The organism is Acinetobacter sp. SwsAc6 (genome assembly GCF_013391565.1).
GTDB lineage: Bacteria > Pseudomonadota > Gammaproteobacteria > Pseudomonadales > Moraxellaceae > Acinetobacter > Acinetobacter cumulans.
The window spans coordinates 1-20,614 of the sequence record NZ_JACAXE010000013.1 but is presented as its reverse complement, the minus strand read 5'-3'; the positions used below and the strand labels follow the sequence as shown (position 1 = coordinate 20,614).

At 35.7% G+C, this 20,614-nt stretch carries 14 protein-coding genes and 1 pseudogene; 12 read left to right on the top strand and 3 right to left on the bottom strand.

From position 1 onward, the window contains the following. Positions 1-83 precede the first annotated feature (83 nt). Complete coding sequence (locus HYG93_RS10230) at positions 84-6,716, bottom strand: strawberry notch C-terminal domain-containing protein (RefSeq protein ID WP_005028698.1); 6,633 nt, start codon at positions 6,714-6,716, stop codon at positions 84-86. A 31-nt stretch (positions 6,717-6,747) separates the two neighbouring features. After that, positions 6,748-8,382 carry a hypothetical protein gene (locus HYG93_RS10225; RefSeq protein ID WP_005005782.1) on the bottom strand — a complete coding sequence of 545 codons (1,635 nt, stop codon included), beginning with the start codon at positions 8,380-8,382 and terminating at the stop codon, positions 6,748-6,750. Between the two features lie 1,692 nt (positions 8,383-10,074). Here HYG93_RS10225 and HYG93_RS10220 point away from each other — a divergent pair. The 6 genes from HYG93_RS10220 (at position 10,075) to HYG93_RS10195 (ending at position 16,411) form a co-directional block, all read left to right on the top strand. Continuing rightward, on the top strand, positions 10,075-10,551 hold the full coding sequence (locus tag HYG93_RS10220) for a hypothetical protein (RefSeq protein ID WP_005005780.1): 477 nt from the start codon (positions 10,075-10,077) through the stop codon (positions 10,549-10,551). Between the two features lie 167 nt (positions 10,552-10,718). Beyond that, positions 10,719-12,509 (top strand): hypothetical protein, encoded by a 1,791-nt coding sequence (locus tag HYG93_RS10215; protein ID WP_005005779.1) that lies wholly within the window; start codon positions 10,719-10,721, stop codon positions 12,507-12,509. After that, positions 12,502-13,104, top strand: coding sequence for a hypothetical protein (locus HYG93_RS10210; protein WP_005005776.1), 603 nt, complete (start codon positions 12,502-12,504; stop codon positions 13,102-13,104). Before HYG93_RS10215 ends, HYG93_RS10210 begins: the two co-directional genes overlap by 8 nt. Before the next feature lie 125 nt (positions 13,105-13,229). After that, complete coding sequence (locus HYG93_RS10205) at positions 13,230-14,075, top strand: hypothetical protein (RefSeq protein ID WP_024160863.1); 846 nt, start codon at positions 13,230-13,232, stop codon at positions 14,073-14,075. A gap of 685 nt (positions 14,076-14,760) precedes the next feature. Beyond that, the gene (locus tag HYG93_RS10200) at positions 14,761-15,891 is read left to right on the top strand and encodes a hypothetical protein (protein WP_005005771.1); all 1,131 of its coding nucleotides are present in this window, start codon (positions 14,761-14,763) and stop codon (positions 15,889-15,891) included. A 7-nt stretch (positions 15,892-15,898) separates the two neighbouring features. Then, positions 15,899-16,411: a hypothetical protein gene (locus HYG93_RS10195; RefSeq protein WP_077170163.1), complete on the top strand. Its 513-nt coding sequence runs from the start codon at positions 15,899-15,901 to the stop codon at positions 16,409-16,411. A gap of 65 nt (positions 16,412-16,476) precedes the next feature. Here the strand turns inward: HYG93_RS10195 and HYG93_RS10190 are convergent, their stop codons facing one another. After that, positions 16,477-17,130: a hypothetical protein gene (locus HYG93_RS10190; RefSeq protein WP_005005764.1), complete on the bottom strand. Its 654-nt coding sequence runs from the start codon at positions 17,128-17,130 to the stop codon at positions 16,477-16,479. Positions 17,131-17,294: 164 nt separating this feature from the next. On the opposite strand from HYG93_RS10190, the gene HYG93_RS10185 reads away from it, so the two are divergent. The 6 genes and pseudogenes from HYG93_RS10185 to HYG93_RS10160 form a co-directional block, all read left to right on the top strand. Beyond that, positions 17,295-17,717, top strand: a complete 423-nt coding sequence (locus tag HYG93_RS10185) for a hypothetical protein (RefSeq protein ID WP_005005760.1) — start codon at positions 17,295-17,297, stop codon at positions 17,715-17,717. Between the two features lie 5 nt (positions 17,718-17,722). Continuing rightward, on the top strand, positions 17,723-18,232 hold the full coding sequence (locus HYG93_RS10180; protein WP_005005759.1) for a hypothetical protein: 510 nt from the start codon (positions 17,723-17,725) through the stop codon (positions 18,230-18,232). Positions 18,233-18,241: 9 nt separating this feature from the next. Further along, positions 18,242-18,730, top strand: coding sequence for a hypothetical protein (locus HYG93_RS10175; RefSeq protein ID WP_005005757.1), 489 nt, complete (start codon positions 18,242-18,244; stop codon positions 18,728-18,730). Next, a complete protein-coding gene (locus HYG93_RS10170; protein WP_005005756.1) occupies positions 18,723-19,502 on the top strand; it encodes a M48 family metallopeptidase in 780 nt (259 codons plus the stop codon). Before HYG93_RS10175 ends, HYG93_RS10170 begins: the two co-directional genes overlap by 8 nt. 15 nt (positions 19,503-19,517) lie before the next feature. Next, positions 19,518-20,453 carry a hypothetical protein gene (locus HYG93_RS10165; protein ID WP_005028393.1) on the top strand — a complete coding sequence of 312 codons (936 nt, stop codon included), beginning with the start codon at positions 19,518-19,520 and terminating at the stop codon, positions 20,451-20,453. Positions 20,454-20,526: 73 nt separating this feature from the next. Further along, positions 20,527-20,614 (top strand): annotated as a pseudogene (locus tag HYG93_RS10160) (IS1595 family transposase); the annotation flags it as partial.

Here is a 20,614-nt window from a genome sequence, read left to right as displayed (position 1 = left end):
ATATGATACATGGTATATACGAACTAGACCACACGTAATTGTTATTCACGTATGGTCTGGTATATACCTTTTAAGGGAGGGTTTTAGAAAGATAATTGCTGGATTTCTTGATCGTTATCTAAGGTTTTACCCTTAGGTAACTCAGCCTTATAAGCTGGCTCTTCTGGAGGATTAAGCATACGGTTAATTTCATTTAAAAAGTAATCATTACCATCAGGAAGCTTAGATTTTAAATCCAAAAAGGCAGCTTCAATTTTGGTTGTACTGTCCAGCTCGTCAACAAAGCGTTCAACATCCTTGAGATCAAGCGCAAATCTAAACTCATTACGGCCTGGCTCAGTAAAGTGGATGTTCAACGATTCATCTGTTTTACCGCCTTTAGGATCATGGAATACGTTGGTATTCGACATAAAGCGATTGAACTGTTTTGCAACAGATTTCACCGTCACATTAAAGCAGTCTGACCCGTTGTAGTAGAACTCAATACTTGCTTTCTTGTACGGGAAATTAACCTTAGTACCCACATAGTTATTGCGGTTGAAATCAATGTTTACAGGCAATTGATTAAAGAAGTTCGCAATCTCTTTAACTTGCTTAAACGTCACTTGGTTTTCAAGAGAGCTTTCAAACAAGTCAGTTGGTGTATTTGATGGCAATAATAACGCACGGTTACGCATACCATCAGCATCGGTAAATATAACGGTTGAATGTCGTAGATCTAGTGAGCTGACAATCTTATGTGCCTTGAACATATTGCCCGTTAAGGTAATCGCTTGTCGTGTGACATCACCAGACGGCGCTTTCTCAAAATAGGTACGCGTATAACGGGAATAATTGTTTTGTTCAGTAAATAAGTTCACCAAGGGTTGACGATCCTCAACATGACGTCTATTCACATCAGCATAAGAATAAAATTCAGGATTGAAGCGTTTTAGGATAATACGTCCTTTTTCACTCACTGGAGCTACCCAATCCAAGTCTTGCTTGGCATTTTGCATGGTGTAATTGATCAGTGGAACTTTAAACGACTTCTTATCACCAGGGTAAACCAAATCAAGCTTAACCGCATTCGGTGTGATTGCACCTACACGTAACGGCGGTAGGTCTAGACGTAGCAAAGCACCTGTTTTGTGATCTGGCGTCACTTCATCATCAAAAAGACTAGGTTTTGAGATAAGGAACAATAACCCATGCGCTGAATGACCTTCTTTTTCGTTCCTTTCCATAGAACGAGCCAAGAATTTTAGATCCTGAACAATTCGATACATGCGATCAAAGTTAGAGGTCAAAATAGGATCATTGGCAAGATAAACCGCTTCAGCTACTTTTTCAAAAGCATCTGCAGAGTGATCATCAGGTTTACGAAATTGAATATCATCAATGTGTTTTACATTGGCTTCAACAACACCGAAATGATCAAATACTTCGTGTCGATAATCACGAATCACTTCACCACGCATTTGCCCATTTTTGAAAAATAACTTTTGCTTAGCAAAGCCTTCATATTTTTGGTACATCAATGCCTCAAAGTTATAGGCATAGTGTAGTAGTCCGTGTACCGTTTCATTGATGTTTTCATTGATACGTTTAAATTGACGCACCAGATAATCATCACTTTCTTTGAACATGAGTTTTAGATTGTCAGCACGTAATGGCTCAACATGTTCAATGTATTGCAGACCTTCAAAACGCACAGGTAGATCAAAGGTATTGATCTTGGCTGCTTCTGTTTCTGAAGTCACGGTAAAGAAGTTGTCCTTCACTTCAAACTCACGGACTTTTTTAGCTTTCCAGTCTAAAAAGTTGGTCTTGAGAGGGTTACGACCCAACAAGTCTAATTCACGGATCTTATCGTTATAGTCAACAACCAAGTCTTGATAAACCTGTTCTTGCTGACTAATCGGCATCAAAATCAGTTTAGATAGCAACTGGTTCACATGATAGTTTTGCGCCGTGCGATATGATGGTCCTTTTTCATCATCCGAAATATCAATATCAAGTGTGTTCGCCAAGTTTACGTTATTTTTTAAATAGTCCAACGCTACCCGGTTGCCAATGTAGTTGAGCATGTCAGGATAATCGTTTTCGTTAAACTTGGTTTCTGAGTTGGCAGAGACGTTCGCTGATAGGGTAGACAGTTTACGCATCATCATTAAGTGCATACGTGTTTCTGCTGGAATACCCGAATCTACTGTCGTCATAATCGGATGTGATTCTTCACCACGGCGACCCACACGACCGATCATCTGAATCGTATCGGTAGAGTTCTCAGGTTTTTGCAAGAAAAACAACTCACGTTGGCGCAAGTGATCCGATGGAATTGTAGGATCAGGGTTTTTGGCTGCATGTAGAGAAATACCCGTACAACCAGAGCGAGTCACAATAACAACATCGATTTCACCAGATTGGAATTTTGATTGAACCAAAATCTTACCTTGTGTCGTATTGTTCTCTTGTTTATTAACCTTCCATTTGCCGTCTCTTGTTTCCGTTAAGTGGATCTGACGGCCAGAGATTTCATCAATCTTGAAGCCAGCTTTTGTCACCTTGTTACGTAGTACGTCCAAAGGCATCAAAGGTAGGTCAGGGAACTTTTGAATCTTTTCTTTGATACGATCCAAAATGATTTTATACGGACTTACCACTGGATCGCCGTTTTCATTAAATGTCACTTCCGTACTGAGCTTCTTAACGAACGAGTTACCGTAGTTATCTTCAGCTTTCACCACATCGATGCGATCTAACATCACTTCAAGCAAGTCACGGAATTGTGGGAGTTCATCTAAAACAGAAATTTGACTTTGCAGATAGCTACCGCGCTTATATTCAAGCTTAGTCAATTCCTTTTGAATATTTTTCGCTGCTTTTTCATCGCCAGCGTCACGGTTTTCTTTGATCATGAGTTTTTGAAGCTCATTTTCAAGAAATTCAATTTCTGACGATACCGACTTGAAGTTATTAAACGCTTTTTCTTTTTCAGGCGAATCAGCGGTAACGTCTTGCGCCGTATCTGCTTTTAAAATCGCTTCCATGCGACTTTGCATCAAAATGTTGAATAGACTCTCACCCGTATTTTCCAAACCAATCACGGGCTTTCTACCCTCATGTAATGCCTGAATCACAGCATCACTTGTAGAGTCAGTTTTCAATGCCAATAGGAATTGCTTTTGGATCTGGTACATTCGAGATCCAAAGTTCATCACACTCAAACTTAAACGGTTTTTCGGATCGTCTGAATCCTGATGAAAGTCTAAATTGGCAACAGCATCATCATCATTGGCAATGTTTTCTAGCGCATCGAGGCGAATATCTTTAGAAAATTTCACCATGTCCGTCAAGATGTCAGAAAGAACATCTGAGTAATTGTGAAATTTCTTAATTTCCTCTTCAGTTGGCACAAAGGTTTGAATGGTAATGTGCGAGAGATCTTGCTCTCTACGAATCATGGCAGAGCTGTCTACCAAACCTTCAGAAATAAACTCCAAAATTGGACCATCTGCATTATCGATAACCTTTTGTAAGTCATTACGAGATACGGATCGAGGGAACAATTTATGGAAGAATTCAAGATTTTCAGGTTTCTTAATTGCCGATGCAGACTGGAAATTAATTAGATTGGTCTGATCAATAACATCTAAGAAAAATTGACTTGTAGCTGATTTCAAGGATGCTGCACGGTGCGTTTCATCCATCACCAAAACAGTGTCTTGATTAATAAAACGAGTCAATAACGCACGTTTCCGGTTTGGTCGGTTAAATTGGCTATACGTTGCCAATACCAAGTCATGTTGCGCTGGAATATCTTCAATTTCCTTAGGTAGATCTTGGCCAGTGAATAAAACCTCTTCAGTACCAAAGCGGTTAATCACAGCATCCGAGTTAAAGATAAACGGATCTTTAAAGAACTTGTCACTGTCTGTAGCAACAATATCACGCCAAATGTCGTTCAAGAGTTGCGTTGTATCTGTAAGGAAAACAGGGGGCTTTCCTCTTAACGCACTATATCGTAAACACGCAGCTGCAATACGACCTTTACCTAAACCCGTCTGGTCGCCAATAAGCACAGGTAAGTTTTGGTCAAAACGTAAAATGATATGGGCAACCGCATCGACCTGTTCACATGCAAAAGCGGACTTTAGTGCATCAAAATTGTCATATTGCAATTTCTTAGCGACATAGGCATCAACAAGAGTAGGGTAGTTACCATTATCGACTTCAGCTTGGAAATTGATACCCCCAAAACCTAATACATTTTGGATGTGTGTAGTCAATTGAGCATTTGCCTGATTAATCGCTTTAATCTGGTTTTTAGCCACTAAAGCAATTGGCTCAGATGCCATAGACATCGGTATATACTTAACTTGGTATATATTTTCCGGAGTTGGTTCTGTTGTGTTTTCAGCATTAGGAACAGGAACAATCGGCTGTAAATTTGATTGGTCAGATTCAACAGTCGGTTCTTCTTTTTGCTCAGTACCGATCGCTAATTCAGAATTTAACTTAGCAATCTCTTCAGCAGTTAAACCCGGTTCCTGTTTTACTTGCTCTACCGCTGGTTCTTCAGCTGGTGTTTGTTCAGGTGTTTCACCCTCATTGGTCGCCGTGGTATCACCTACTTGAAGATTAACGTCATCGTCAAGGTCTTCATCCAGATTTTGGTTCTCGTGCGGATTCTTTACCTCAGGCACGAAATCATTGTCATTTTCATTTTCAAACGTTGGTGTAGCTTCAGTTGGTGTAGGTACATCATCATCTGAACTGGTTGTTTGCGTACTAACTTCAACGGTTCCGAAGTCAAAAGAAACTTTATTCGGTTTTGATTTAGGTTTACGACCAAACATCGGTTTTGGTTTGACAGCTTCCTCTTGCTTAATCTCTTCTTCTTTAGCGACCACGACTTCATCAAACATAGTGACTGCAGACGTAGGCGTTACACTTGATGCAATATCTTCAAGTGGCGAAACAGGCTGTTCATCACCTAGACTGGCAAACAAATCGTCATTTTCTTTTTCAACAGGCTTAACCTCAACAACAGGTTCAACCACTGGTGCTTGTTGTGCTTGTTGCTCAACTGGAGTCGGAGTAGTTGGCTTGAAGTATAGATCCTTATTCGGATTCAAACGATTATAGATTACGTTATTAGCCCATCCCCAAAGTTCGTCATAGTCCGTAATGACTTTCAACTTATCTGGTACCACAGAAGATTGGTAAGTTTGTAGTAACGCTTGTTCGTTTTTACGATTGCCTACCACTAACATACGAACATTTTGATTAGCGCCGTTTCGTGCATATGCATTGCCGTGGATTTCTACAACCGCCTCAACTTCATAATGCTTATAGAGATAATTAAGTAAATTCTTTGATTTACGCTCAACCGTACCATCTGAAATCTGTTTATCTGAGCCAATAATGAAAACTGAACGCCCTTGATCGTTTCGTGCGTTTAGTGATTTAACCAGAATGGCATGGTCCAATTTATCCGTACTGAACCAGACGTTTTCTGATGGATCTACCAATAATGGGTTTGGATCTACGCCGTTACGCTGTTGAACCAAAATTGGTGCAACACGTTCTAGTTTATCCATAGCACCAAAAGGAGGGTTGGCAATCACATAGTCAACTTTTTGCTTAAACGTTTGCTCAAAATCAATTTGTGTAGCATCTGCAGTAACAACCGTGCATTCATAATTTTGAGTCAGTGCTTTTGTACGTTCAGCACGTTTGGGATCTAACTCAACCGCATAGACAGAAGCATTACGCTCTTGGGTTAATAAACCGATTAAAGATCCATTACCCACAGTTGGCTCGAGCACGGAAAAGTTTTGTTTTGTTCGGTTATCACCCTCAATCAATAAGCGCTGAGCCACAAGTGACATCGGGATTGGAGTCGAATATTGCTGTAACATACGAATCGTATTGTTTCGCATGGTCTTAGTCGGCATGCGATTGTATAACGCTAAACTCGTTTTAAATGAGCTCTCAGTAAAATCAAGCTCACCTAACTTTTCGACCATCACTGTTTCAAGCGCTTCTTCTGCAGTATGGATCTGTTTATCTGTTACCTTGGATACATCAACGTCAGCATTTTTGGCTTGCGTGATTAGAGCTAAAAACTTTAAAAAGTCCTGGTGATTATGGCTCTTTGTTTCATGTTCTAATTGATAGATATAGCCTCTTAAGCATTCTTTTAAATCTTTTTGCTTGGTCGCACGTAAGTACAGACTAGACGGCTGATCATTAGGACCTTCAGGTATTTGCGTACCTTGGGCATTCACGTAAAAACGGTTATGAGCTGAAGCATAGATTTTGTTGCCATCAGAGTTATAACCGAGTGGAGTTGCACTATTCAACGCAACGTTCAATCGTTGTGGCACCAATGTTTTTGCTTGGGCATTGAACAAATCATGCAATTCTTGGCGAGTCGCAAGCACACTACGGATAAATTCTTTTGGAATACCCAAAACTTCATGAAACAGTCTTGGTTTGATCGTTTCATTCAAATTGTATTGATACAAGTGACCGTCAAAGTGAGGATAAGCCTCAAACTTCATCGGTGTAAAACCAATGTTATTCAAATTTTCTTTAGATAGTTTTTTTTGAACGTCCAATAAGAGTAATTGGCTATCCGTCTGGCCAACACGCCGTACATCGAGATATACACCAGCTTGTGATAAGTCGATCCATTTAATTTTTTCGTTTAAATCATGAGTAGTCATAGCGAACCTGAAGAAGAATTATTAAATTTGATTAAAAAGTCATGTCGTTATAGACATCAGAAGTCGCAGCCTTTTCTTGGCTTTTCTTAACATCCATTTCTGGCTGTCTGACTTTCATCATTAACTCTTGTGGATCAGGTAAAAGATCGTGGTTGAAGTTCTTAGATAACGGACTATCGATTGAAGCTTTATGTTGCTGTACATGCTCTACCGTAATTTCTGAAAAGTTCAACGCATTCATACGGGTTTGAGTAAGTTCAACAGGCTCGATAAACGAGACAAAACAATTATTCGAGTTCCGTTGGTGTGGTTGAATAACAATAAACGCTTCAGCAAATTGCTGTTTTGCATGCGTCAATTTATTCATGGTCTGACGATCAACTTGACTTAAAAATTGAGGATTTAAGTCGTGCGGTTTTGGATTGCCGTAGTCATCGGTAAATTGATTCACTAGGGGAGGTGCACCAACACCACGAACACCCTCACCAGTACGTAAATCTATTTCTGGATCTACCTTGCGAAAACCAGCGTGAGGCGTTTTATTGTTGAAAAATTTCTTTAAGAACGTGTCTTTGTAAAGCGCACCTAGTTGTAGTTGTTGGCCATGATAAACCTCAGGCAGTAATTTTTGACTCACCAAGCCAGCGTAAAGACGTTTTAAATTTTGATTTTTTTCTTTGTCTACATCTTCATTGTAGAACACTTTAATTTGTCGATCGCCAAGTAATGCAAACAGGGCAATACGGGCCTGGTCCATAACATAAACGTTCTGAGCCTGTTTATCGAACTGGTCTTTTTCATGCTGGTTGGATGGTACAAAATTTGGATCAAAAGTTGCGGTGTGAAAGTCATTGCCGTTCAAAATATCTTTGATACTTTCAATCGGATCTTTAGCAACCCGATAAGACTTTTTAGTTTTATCAATACCGCCACGTTGCATCAACGGATCTGGCTTAGCGAATTGCTTAACACTTTCACGATCAGCACTGTCATAGGTTGGAATCAATGGGATTGTAGTTAATACAGAACCAGACTCATAGCGCACAACAATTTTTGAAAATGGAATGCGCTCAGGTTGGTTGTCAGTACTATTCGATAAAGATTTAACAAGAAGCTGTAAATTATTTTTAATAATAGCGTTATGAAGTGCTGGAGAATTAATTTTTACATTGGGCACTTGCATATGTGCTGCATCTTCAATGATTTGAGCTTTAACAAAGAAATCGCCGTTTTTTTGTTGATGCACATTGATAGAAGTGACTGCTTTGATTAATTGTGAATTCGGGTTGTTACTCATTACGTTGCACCACTGAGCAACATAAGTTTTATAACCGTCAAGAGATTCGTAGGGTGAGTCAACACATTTGTCAAAACAGATAATTCGACCACGGTTAGCACCGCGATTATGTGTGTCTAATGAAGTACGTTGGTTACGTCCAGAATCAAATTTTGCGTGGACTTCATCTACTGAAACATTCTCAGTATGATGCTTGTTGAGTTTATTAATGATCTTCGTGAATTCTTCAGATGAACTCATTCGTATGCGAACTGGTTCATTGGTAGACATATCAAAGCCGTATGCATACAGCTCGTCTTGTTCATCATGTTTGTAAAATTGATCTACAGTCATGACGATACGTTTAATCGTATTATCACTTTTACTCATTTCTTAAATTCCACGCTTTATATTTTTGATTGCTGGTCATTGACTCAAGCTATTTATAAAATACTACAAAACCTCATTGGTATATACTAAGGAGGCAAATAAAAAATTAAAAAATATATTAAAAAGTTTAAGAGTAAATTTTTAAAAAGAAATTTTTTGTTTATTATCTTTCTAATTAAGGGAAGTTAATTAGGGACATTTTTTATGCTTATTTTTCATGATATTACAGGATTAGTACGGAAAAACACAAATGGTACGAGCGAAAATCAAATTCATTTGAGCGCAAATTGAATTTGAATTTTTAGAAAATAAGGCGTTTTTAGCTGGTTTTTGATGTTTTTATCCACTTTCCTATTAAATTCTATCCACAAATTAAGTTCTTGTATATTAGAATGAATTTAAAAATATGAGTAAAATATTGTTCATTTTTTAGCTTTTTGCAATATTGGAAATTTGCAAACTAGCAAGTGTTGTAAGTCGCTGTTTATAATAAAATTAAATAGAATAAAAAATACTTCCAGCGCAAATTAAATTCATTTGAGCGCAAATTAAATTCAAAACGTTGCGGATAACTTCTCCAATTTCCTGAGAGCCTTGATAATAAAGACTTTCAGATTTTATGAGGAATAGCCCTTATATATGACCCAACGATCGCTATTTAGCTTGTTTTACGACAAATCAATAACTTACGCCATTAGGACGGAAGAAAGTTTACAACCCATTTATAAAAAACTTTCGCTGAGTTCAGACTATAACAGAAAATCAATGAGTTACGCCATTAGGACGGAAGAAAGTTTACATCCACTTATAAAAAACTTTCGCTCGTATTTTGACACAACTATAAATCAATAACTTACGTCATTAGGACGGAAGAAAGTTTACAACCCATTTATAAAAAACTTTCGCTGGAAGTTAGGTACAGCCAAAAAGTTATAACCTAACCTTAAAACATACTAAACATACTATCTATGATAGTTGAGCTATTGGATCTGGACAAAAAAGTAAAATCAATAACTTACGCTATTAGGACGGAAGAAAGTTTACAACCCATTTATAAAAAACTTTCGCTCGTATTTTGGCACCACTATAAATCAACAACTTACATCATTAGGACGGAAGAAAGTTTACACCCACTTATAAAAAACTTTCGCTCGAAATTTGCCAGCAATATAAATCAACAACTTACATCATTAGGACGGAAGAAAGTTTACAACCCATTTATAAAAAACTTTCGCTCGAAATTTGCCAGCACTATAAATCAACAACTTACATCATTAGGACGGAAGAAAGTTTACAACCCATTTATAAAAAAGTTTCGCTCGAAATTTGCCAGCACTATAAATCAACAACTTACATCATTAGGACGGAAGAAAGTTTACAACCCATTTATAAAAAAGTTTCGCTCGTATTTTGGCACCACTATAAAACAATAACTTACGTCATTAGGACGGAAGAAAGTTTACAAACCATTTATAAAAAAGTTTCGCTGGGTGCCTATCTTGAGCACATATTTATTTGATCAAGTATTACATTGGTTAACTTACATTGTAATTGTGAATATTACTCATATAAGGCACTGTTTTTCATAGTCTTATTTATTAAGAAATTACTGTTAAAAATGCTTTTAATCGTAGTCTAATTAACGAATTGATGCTATAATGTCTACTCAGAATGCCTATGGGAATTCGAGATATGCAATATCAATCATTTAGTCTTAGACATCAAAAAATACTCATTGACTTCAATGTGTTTAGCTCTGGCTCGTCTGATATTTTGCTAAAAGGTGTTTTATCTGCCGAATTGCTTATTCTAGTTGATAATTTAAATGCATTTTATTCTGCAGAAGACGGTAGATACGTTGTATCAGCTGAAAAAGTTAACCACGTTACAGGTCTAGATTTTAATAAGAAAACTATCAACCAGATCATGCGTGAAGCTTGTGATTTATCATTTATGATTGATACAGATGCGAAGCAAGCTGCAGCACCTATGATTGACGAAATTCAAATCTTATCAAGTGGCGATATTACTTTTAAACTCACTAAAAGCTTTGATTTTTTTAGAAATTCTCTTAGTTTTAAAAGCATATATGAGAAGCTACCATACAGGTTCACTACTTCTAAACTAGAGTTACCGCAGATCGGTCAACAAATAATGTTAATTGCGTAATTAAGCCTCTGACGAGGCTTTTTTATTGTCTAAAATTTAGTTAGTATATACACAGCTTTAAAGCGAAAAGACTACAACGTTAGTTGGGTTGCAAATATATTTTTATTTTTATTTTTTAATTCAATCTCAGGCAATGTACGTTGTACGTTGTCTAAAGTGGAGCAGTTATGCAAGATTCTTCACAAGTCTGCATAAGTAAAGGAATTTCAGAAGATGAAATTTTTGGACTATCGCAGTCAATCAAAGACTCAATTATTAATGCCGAAACAAAAACCATGGATCTCTTGGGTTACGGCAACAAAATCAGTAATTTCATAGTCGAATGTTATCTAGATATTCCAGTTGTTGATCAATTCATTTTTTACTTAATGTTGGTGAATGCCAAAAATAAGTATGCACATCAGCTGCAGCGCGTTATCGCTGAAAAACCTGAATTATCCCAAATTGAAGCATTACAACTAGCGAACAACTTTGTTCTGAATTTTGAATACATCCGTCAAATTCTTTTATTCAAAAATAAAGCTAATTACCTTAGCAATGGCCGTATCAAATCTTTGGCATGGAATACGCTAAATAGTGTTGGTAAAGTGATGCTACCAATGAGCTCTTTACGCCAAATGGACAGCGAACCATTTTCAAGAAATGACGTAGACAGCGTAACTCATAAAAGAATGTTTGCCAGTACGGGCTATTTTGAATTAGATAACAATGCGTTTATTTGCTATCAGCTTGAAGAAACGTTGATTGCCAATCTATCTGAATTAGATTTTGATAAAAAGGGGCGCTACACAGTTCTCGACACTTTAACGGTTCTTGGATTTAAGGACCGTTTTGATCTTTATATGTATAACTTGATGAAGATCAATGAGTTTCGTGGCGAAGTGGTTATTCCTTACATTGACTTCAAAGCATTAACCGAGTTTTCAGTAGAATTTAAATACAAAGCAAGTGATTTTTACCGTAAACGACTTCTTGTTTCATTAGAAAGACTGAATAACAATCCATCTATTGAATTATTTATTTCTGTTAAGTATGAACCATGCAATAAGCGTACACCAGATCGTGACAATTTTTGCAATTATCGTTTTCAGATTCAGTTGAAGTCCAACTATCGTAAAGCGCTTAATACATTAAATGAAATGTGTGCAAAGGTTCAGGATGAACAGGGCAATGAGCTTAAAATCAGTAATGCGCTCTTCACTTCAGCAATTCGATTGAATAATGGTGAACCTGAAAAAGTAATAGAACTTGTTAAGGATCGTTTAGCTGCTTATACAACTAAGAATGGACCATCATATTTAGCTAAAAATCTTAATTTGGTTGCGTCTTATGTTACGCGAGCTCTAGAAGATCTATATAAAAGTAATCACTTCTTTGAAAGATTCCTAAACGATATGAAGCAAGCAGATAATTTACTTTATCTGAGAAATCGTGATAAGAAAGTTGAGATCGAAAACAAAAGTGCATCTACTTTCTCAAGCGAATTCATTAATATTCGCGACAAAGTTGATGTTACCACTTGTGAAATTCTTACAAACGCTGAGTACATTTCAAAGAAAACGGAAGCTACTGTAATTATTGATTATGCTTTCATACGTAATTCTATTTTTATTACACATCCTCATTTGCGCCACCAGCGAAATGCAGACGAGAAAAAATACATAGATCTCGTGTGTGAAAGCACAAAGCTTTGCCAAATATTCTTTGGTACGGGTAATGAAAATAAAAAAACGTTAACTCAAAACTATTTAACAGAACTCCTGTTTGAACATTTTTTTGATGATAATTTCCACTTGAACTCAGATGTATTAAAGAATCTTCTAAAAAAAGATAAGGACTATTGGGTACAAGAAAAGCAAAAGACATTTATGCGGTTGTGGAAACTTGCAAATGAGTTCAGTTTAAAAGCTATTAGTCCAGCGAACTACAACGGTAAAGAGAGTTCAGACAATGAATAATAAACTTTATTTATGTGCAATTTTTACGGCTACTATATTGAGTAGTAGTGCAAATGCCGATTTTAGTGATTGGTATAAAAAAGCAACTTCAAATGAAGATTCAACTCAGCAAGTGCCAGCTCAACAACAGCAAGCACCTGGTCAAATTCAACAGCAAGCACCAGTTCAGGTTCAGCAACAGCCGATACAGCAAAGACAATATAATTCTAATCGGAACACCACAGCTACGCGTTACCAAAACAATAATGCAAATGTCACTGGTGATTCTGGCCTTGAAGCACGAATGAATAACTTGAATTCGACCATTGAGAATCTAAACAAGTCATCAAAAAGTGGTGACAACCTCACGAATAACTATCTAAATATTGTTCAATTCATAGTGATAAACGAAGAAACACGTAAATTGGATGGTAAAGACAATACATCACTGATCAATAACATGTTGGCTGGTATTGTGAGTTGTCAGAATAAATACAAAGTCGATGTTATACAAAAAGTGAATAATCAACTCCCAAGAGATGTTGCTAACACCGTACAACGGTATTTAAGCCAGAATGGACGCTCTATTGGTGCAAACGGCAACTGTTTATACTAATTAAACCCCCTTTTAAAACCGTCCTTAAAAGGCGGTTTTTTTTATTCTTAAAACATACCTATTTATTTTAAAACCACATTCTATATACTACTAACAGTTTAATGAATATTAATGTGGGTTTTATCATGATCAGTTCTAAAACAATATATGAACTATATCAATTGCTGAATCAATCCGAAGTACAAGAATTAAAATCATCTATAACTGAGACTTTTGGTGCAGATGTGGAAAGTGAAGTTGATAAAAGCCCGGTCTTACAGCAAAAGATCAATTATTTTATTTATCAATATATACATCTCAAGCATCCAGAAAGAACAGACAAGATCTTATTCGATGCAAATGAGTCGGCTCACGAGGTTGTAAAAACAGAACACCTTAAAAGTGAGCCAGTACCCTTATTAAAAGATTTTGTATCAAACAGCAGCAATAAAAGTTTAGCACCTGAAGAACAAAAAGATGTAATTGCAGTCACTTTACCAGCCGAATTATCTGACATTCCTGTTGAACCAACAAATCAAAACCATACAGGAAATAATGAAGTAAAACATGACTATAACATTATCCTTGATGGTCGAACTAAGCTAAATATATTGCTCGAAAGATATTTAAGTGGTGTTGATGATGTGGCTCGTGAAATCATTGTGAAGTGCTTTCTTGTTATCTCTATATTTGTAGCACTGATCTCTCTTGTTATGGTTCTTCTGAATACGACCAATATTAACCAGATCCAAGAAATGTATGATATTGGCCATAAAACATTCCTATTCCAATATGCTGAAGTCTGCAATGTAAATGTTGAAGTTGCAAAAGCGAATCCATGTGTTATCTCAGAAATCAATAAACGTATTTCTGAACTATCAAATAGCAGATTTTGGAACACGTTCGGGGTGGTGCTTTTCTCACTTTTATCGTGCTTTTTCTTCTACCATATCTCTACTTACCGTGATTCTAAAGATAAGCACAACGGCTAGTCTTAAAAGGAGGGTAGGGTGTTTTAAAATGGTCTTAAAAGGCCATTTTTTTATTTTAATAACAAAGTTTTATAGTTGATAAAAGGTATTCTAAAAGTATAATAGATACACTCTTAAAACTGGAATGCGTTGTGCTTTTTAAAATTCCAAAAACGGGTGAGATTGATTCAAGTGAACAATCGATGACAGGCCTGGTACTCAAATCGGCATACAACTTAGTTGCCATTTTCAATATTTGCTACATCTTTGTAGTTGTATTCTTTGTGTTTGAAATGTTTTTAAATACAACGATATACAAGATTAAATATCTACCAGAAACCCTCAATACTCCATCATATATATTGCAAATCATCATATTCATTTTATGTTTTTCTTCACTTCTGTATGCGATAAACAAAATGTTTGATGAAAAGTATATCCCTACACGCAAAGAAATCTATCTATTCCTTATCTCTTTTACTATCAATAGTTTATCAATGTTTAATTTTTTAGCTACCAAATAACACTGTAATACCAAGTTCCCACCGTAGCCTAAGCAAAAGTTACCTGTTTTTTTGGGTTTTAAAAGCAGTGAACAAGGGCAGAATTAAAACACAAAAAAATAAAATTAATAGTTTTAAAAAATATTTTTTAAAACTAAATCAGTGATAATATGTAACCAACGTTAAGTTTAAGAAAGTATATTATGTCTGATATTCGCAGCATCTATTTTTACGGTAATAATAAAAGCATCAAATTGGGTAAAAACCCAATCTTAAATACTGTCTTTGAAATTTTTCCAGCCACTAAAACCCCTTTAAAGCGGATTCTTAATCATAACCACCAGTGGGTTAGTAATTGCGCTTTTTACGTGCCTAACGATGTGAAAAGTGAATGGGTTAAAACGGTAACACTTTCAATTTTGACAATCTCAATTATGGCTTCCTTCCGTAATGCAATTGCACAGCAAAAAGGGTTGTCACCAAACGATGAAGCACTTGATGAAGAGGTAGAGAACCTTGTGCCAGATTCGTTATTCAATTCTGCTATTGAATTATCGGATCTTAAAAAAAGTTTATTAGAAGTTCTGCCAAATTTAATGAGCGAATACCTTGCACAAAACTTTGGTGAATACGAAAGCATTATTACAAACGGTGTAGCTAAGCTTTTTATTGATAACCATGAATTTTTGGATAAGCAACTTGATTCTGATGCTGGAACAGATAATCAGATTTCAATGTTAAATTTTACTGACAATGCAGATGAATTATTTCACACAACAAACTATATTTTAGTCCGTATTGCTGATTCAAATGAAAACTTGAAAATCAACTTTACTAACAGCAAACCACATGCAGAACACTTAGGCCGAATTCTGCATACATTGTTGGGGGATGAAAGTTTTGAGATCTCAAAAGGTTCAATTGAGATACCTAATGACGAAGATGGCCAAGAAATTTTCATCTTTGAAAAAGAAACGAACTTTATTGATTTTTACAATTCATTATTGCTGGAAGTTAGTTTTTTTCTAGATCATGCAACAGTCTTAGAGCATATAGAAAAGTATGCACCAATTAACCAAACACTAAGCAGTTTGAGTGAGAATTTAGAAAAGAATATTAACTTTGTCATTTCTTCATTCAAAGAAACTCGCGATCTATCTGCATATTTAGAAAGCCGTGCTCAAATCATAGGGTTAATTCATGAAGCTGCACAAATCGCCAGCATTGAAATACAGCCAGTTGCTCAGGCTAAGGACCTTAAATCGTTAATTGAATCGCATCACCTGGTTACTTTTAATGATAAAGACACCTTTAAACAATTTAATTTATTTTGAGGTGAATATGAAATTTGTTATTAAAAATGGCATTGGTACACGTAAAGTCGAAGTGGATCTCGCATTAGATATACCATTGGTGCTACAAAAATCCATTTCTGTAATTGAGTATGAAGATTTCTTTAAATATTTTAGTGAGCAACATTTTCACATTTGCAAATTTAGAACGTTGAACTTTAAAGATAATAGCGTAGAGGGAAGTAGTAAGGAATTAAATCGCTTTATCTGGCTTGCTATGGCACATCAAGCTTATATGGAGCGTAAAGCTTTACTACCAAGTAAATATATTGCGGATCTAGAAGCTTCAATTTCAAGCATGTTTAATTTAGAGAGCGAATCGCGAGAATGGTACCGAGCTATTCACAAAGCCATAGATGCTTACCTTAAATCACAATTTCCTGAAGCAATAGATTTTTTACCTTCCAACATTGCACCACTGGATGAAGTGACTAAAATTCTTATGCAAGAAGTACAGCCAGTGATACCAGTTGCAGACGAGCCAGCGAAGCTTTATAGCTGATTCTAGAAATAATTAAGACATAAAAAAACCATCTAAAAATTAGATGGTTTTTTTTGTTTGTGTTTTTATAATTTTGCGAATACTTCAGGATTGTCATTCATAAACTGTTCAATGAAATCATTGTCTAATTCGACATGTTTTGGAAGCTTCTCATGTTCACGAACAATGGATTTTATAGATTCAATATTTTGCTGATTGAAAACAGGTGTTGTACGGCTCTTATAGCCAGTATCAGCCATCGCATAGCGATCATCAAACATACCTGAAGAGGTATTAGAATCGACTTCTGAGTCGCTTATAGATAGTGTTAAGTTGCGGTCTTCAGCTAACTTTAAAATGAATTCGTCAGAGATAAAGTTACGTAGCTCATGCAGCATAGATTCAACTTTATTGTGTTTAAAAAGCACCTTTGCAATTGAACGACAAGATAAGAAACCTTTTGTGATGTTTAGATCTAGTAATTTTTGAGGAATGATTGGATCGCTTTTCTTGTTGCTATTCGCGATCTGTTCAACTTCTTCATCAGTCATAGAAGCTATAATGTTTTTAAAGAAATTGCCATATTGAAACTTTTCAATTTTCTCCAGCATTGTCACTTGTTCTGTATCTAATAAGCAAAAAGAAATAGGTTTAAGCTTGCGTTGGTCGGTTTTGCTTAAACTGCCATTTTGGTTTAAGCGGTTCTCTTTGGTTTTAGCGTTAGTTTTAGAGTTAGTCATTTTAAACACCTTTCAATATGTTTTAAACTTTGGTTAATACCAATAATCATATTATAAGTGGTTTTAGCTAAAATACAAAAAATGAACATTTTGTTTTTTTAAAAAAATCTTTTAAATGTTTTTCGTATATACTATAAGAATATCTATCTTAAAAGGTATAACTCGTGATTAAAACTGATACAGGCGATACGGTTGGAGGGGGTTTAACGAATCCTCAGGATGAAGTTCTAGCATTGTTAGAAGAGTGCTTAAACTCTGAACAATATACAGCTCGTATTACTTATATTTGTGAAGATGGCGGTCAATTAGTAGGTAAAAAGGCAGCTTTAAAGATTTTAAAGGAACAAGAGGACAATGGTTTAATGCTGGTTCCAATACCAGTCTTAGGAAAACAACTAAGAGTCTGGAGTGGTTTAAGTAAAACCAAAATGTCTAGTCACACAGGATTGTACAACAATATACAGTGGTCAAAGTTTGAAAGTGGCGAAAAGTTAATAACAAAGCAAGCGTGGACATTACTTCAACTTAGACTTGGGGTTCATCCAAAATACAAATTGGTTTTAAAAAATGAATTAGATGTCGAGTGAATTATATGTTAGTGAAATTAGCCCTTAGTGGTCATGCTTCTCCAGAAGCTTTAAGTAAATTTGAACGTATCAAAGCGTATGTGCCAGATAGCGCACCTGTTTTGGTCACATACTTTAATAAACAAGTTTTATTAAGTGATCTACTGGTTAATTTTTCTAATTTTTTACCATCGCTCGAAATCACAAAAGATAAAGACATGCTGGTTACGATTAGAGGAAATGAAACACCTTTAGTCGAATTTATTGTCAATTTAAAACTATACAGCATGAAATTAGGCAAACTTTTCTTTGAATTTGAGAATCAATTTAAAGAAAAAGAGCAAGACTTTAAGGGCTTTATTAAACGTCACAAACTTAAAGGTTTTGATCATGCCAATTTTGTTAATTACGTGAAACTAGGTGCATATGATAGTGCTTTAGACATTATCAAACACCAGTACGAAAGCGTTAAAAAAACATTCTTTGTACTGTTTAAAGATCGTTTCACCCTATTAGAAAGCAAGGGTTTTATTTAAGGATATTCTATGGAAATGTTAGATCCATCAAACACAAACCCTGGGCTCTTTTTAGTCATAATGGCTACGGCAATTGGTACCATACTTTTTGGTTTTTTAATTGTCGCTTTAATTGCACGATATAAGTTCAAGATTAGAGTTACGGTATCTAGTTTTATAGCTGCAGTTACTTTATCTGTATTTAGCTTTATATGCTTTGGTTCACTTGGTCCGATGGAACCTAAATACAGTACTTCAGTTGTTCAGCTTTATGCGTTGGGCTTACTGGCTGGTACTTTAATATTAAATATAGTTCTTCTGAAATTATTCAGCCCTAAAACTATTGAACAGTTAGCTTTGAAAGGTTTTAATAAGTCAGAAAATGAACAAAAAGAGCATTACAAAAACATCTTAAAAGAGTTTAAATGTATTACTGATTTGGAAGATAAAAACAAGCTTAATAAGCGCAGTTTTAACTTGTTAAATGTTTTTAAACATAAAGGAAAACAAAATGTTTGATTTTAAGATGAAATCTTTGTGTGTTTTGGCTGTTGCCGGATCTCTTTTAACTGGTTGCGTATCTAGTACTATTGATGGAATGGGTTCTAAACGCAAACAAATCATGTTGTATTCTGAAAAAGAATATCTTCAGCAAAGTACTCAGTCTTACAACAACATCATCACGACTGCTAAACAGCGTGGATTGATTGTGAATAACGCTCAAGTAAATAGAGTAGCAAAACGTCTTATCGCACAAGTTCCACATTATCGAGCTGACGCAGCAAATTGGAATTGGGAAGTTAATACAATCCGAGATAATGAAATCAACGCGTTTTGTCTATCTGGAGGCAAGATCGGTGTGTTGACTGGTTCTATCACAAAAATTAATGCAACTGATGATGAATTGGCTGCACTGATCGGCCACGAAATTGCACATGCTTTACGTGATCATGGGCGTGAAAAGGTAAGTAAAAAGCTTTTAACTGGTTTAGGTGTGCTTGCAGCTAGTTCGGCTGGTCTTGGTGACATGGTTGTATCTGGCACAAGTTTACTAGGCGATTATGGGGTTAACTTACCTGGTTCGCGCAAACTTGAAAGTGAAGCGGATCTTCTAGGTGTTGATATTATGGTTCGTGCTGGTTACAACCCACAGGGCGCAGTCAGCTTTTGGAATAAAGTAGTAGCCCAAGAAAAACAGGGCACTAAAATTGATTTCTTATCAACGCATCCTACTTCAGAAAAAAGAATTGTAGCGATCCAAGAATACATCAACCAAAATTACAGGAAATAATATAAGGAGCTGGTTATGGATATTTACACAGTTATCCGAGTGAGCAAAAAGTTGTTTGACCACGGTTATGTTGTAATACCAGAACACAAAGTAGATTTTAAATCGGCTTTACTGCTCTTAAATGAACAAACCGTTGATGATCGATTTCTAATATCTAAAGATATAGTAGGTGCTGAAATCAGAGGGAATTTTGCCTTAATTGAAAAGGAGGGGAAGTTTCAATTGTTTACCAAAGGAATAGATTACTTTTGTTTGAATGTTGAGCCTGAAAAATCCAGTACTGATCCTAAACCTGAAAAAGAGGTAAAAAAGAGTAAAGTAGTTCTCAAAAACCGTTATTTATATAAAAGTGGCGTGAAGAAGATAGGGGAGCTGGACACGTACAAGAAAAGAAGCGTCAAGATTACGAATGTAGGAAAACCATTTGTACTAAAACAAAAATTGCATGACGTTCCAGATTGGCTTTTTGAAAAGCTAAAAGACCAAGATGTATGTTGGATCTATTTTGAATATGCTGAAGAACAATTATCAGAGGCACCAATAGAAACTGCACCAATCAATTTAAAAAGTGACATTGAAAGTTGTGTTAAATACTTTAAGTTACATGGTGAAAAAACAAGAAAAAAACCAATTATCAATGCTGAAGCACCAGGTAACGTAAACCTATTCAGATATTGTGATTTACGGCGCATTGATCAGGAATTAAAAGTCTTATTTGTTTGTAGTGAAAACTATCTTTGGTTACTGGAACAAAATAGACAAGATCCACTACCTAACATCAAATTAAACAATATTAGTTTTGGCGGTTGGATCATTCCCAAGACGACAAACCAAGATATGTTGAATAAGCTAATAATGTTAGATAAAGAATTAAAAACGAATCCAGATGCTTATCTTCTAAGTGTACGAGAGAGAGATGGATCCGTAAATTTGAACAACTCCTATAAGTGATATTCTGCTCCTCAAATGATGTTATAAACATCAAGGCTCTAGACTAGCAAAATGATTATGTTAGTCTAGAATCATGATAGAAAACAGTAAATTAAGTCACTACAAGATTAAAAAAATTATTCAATGCTTTTGTGTTGATATTCCTGCTTCCAAAACAGCCT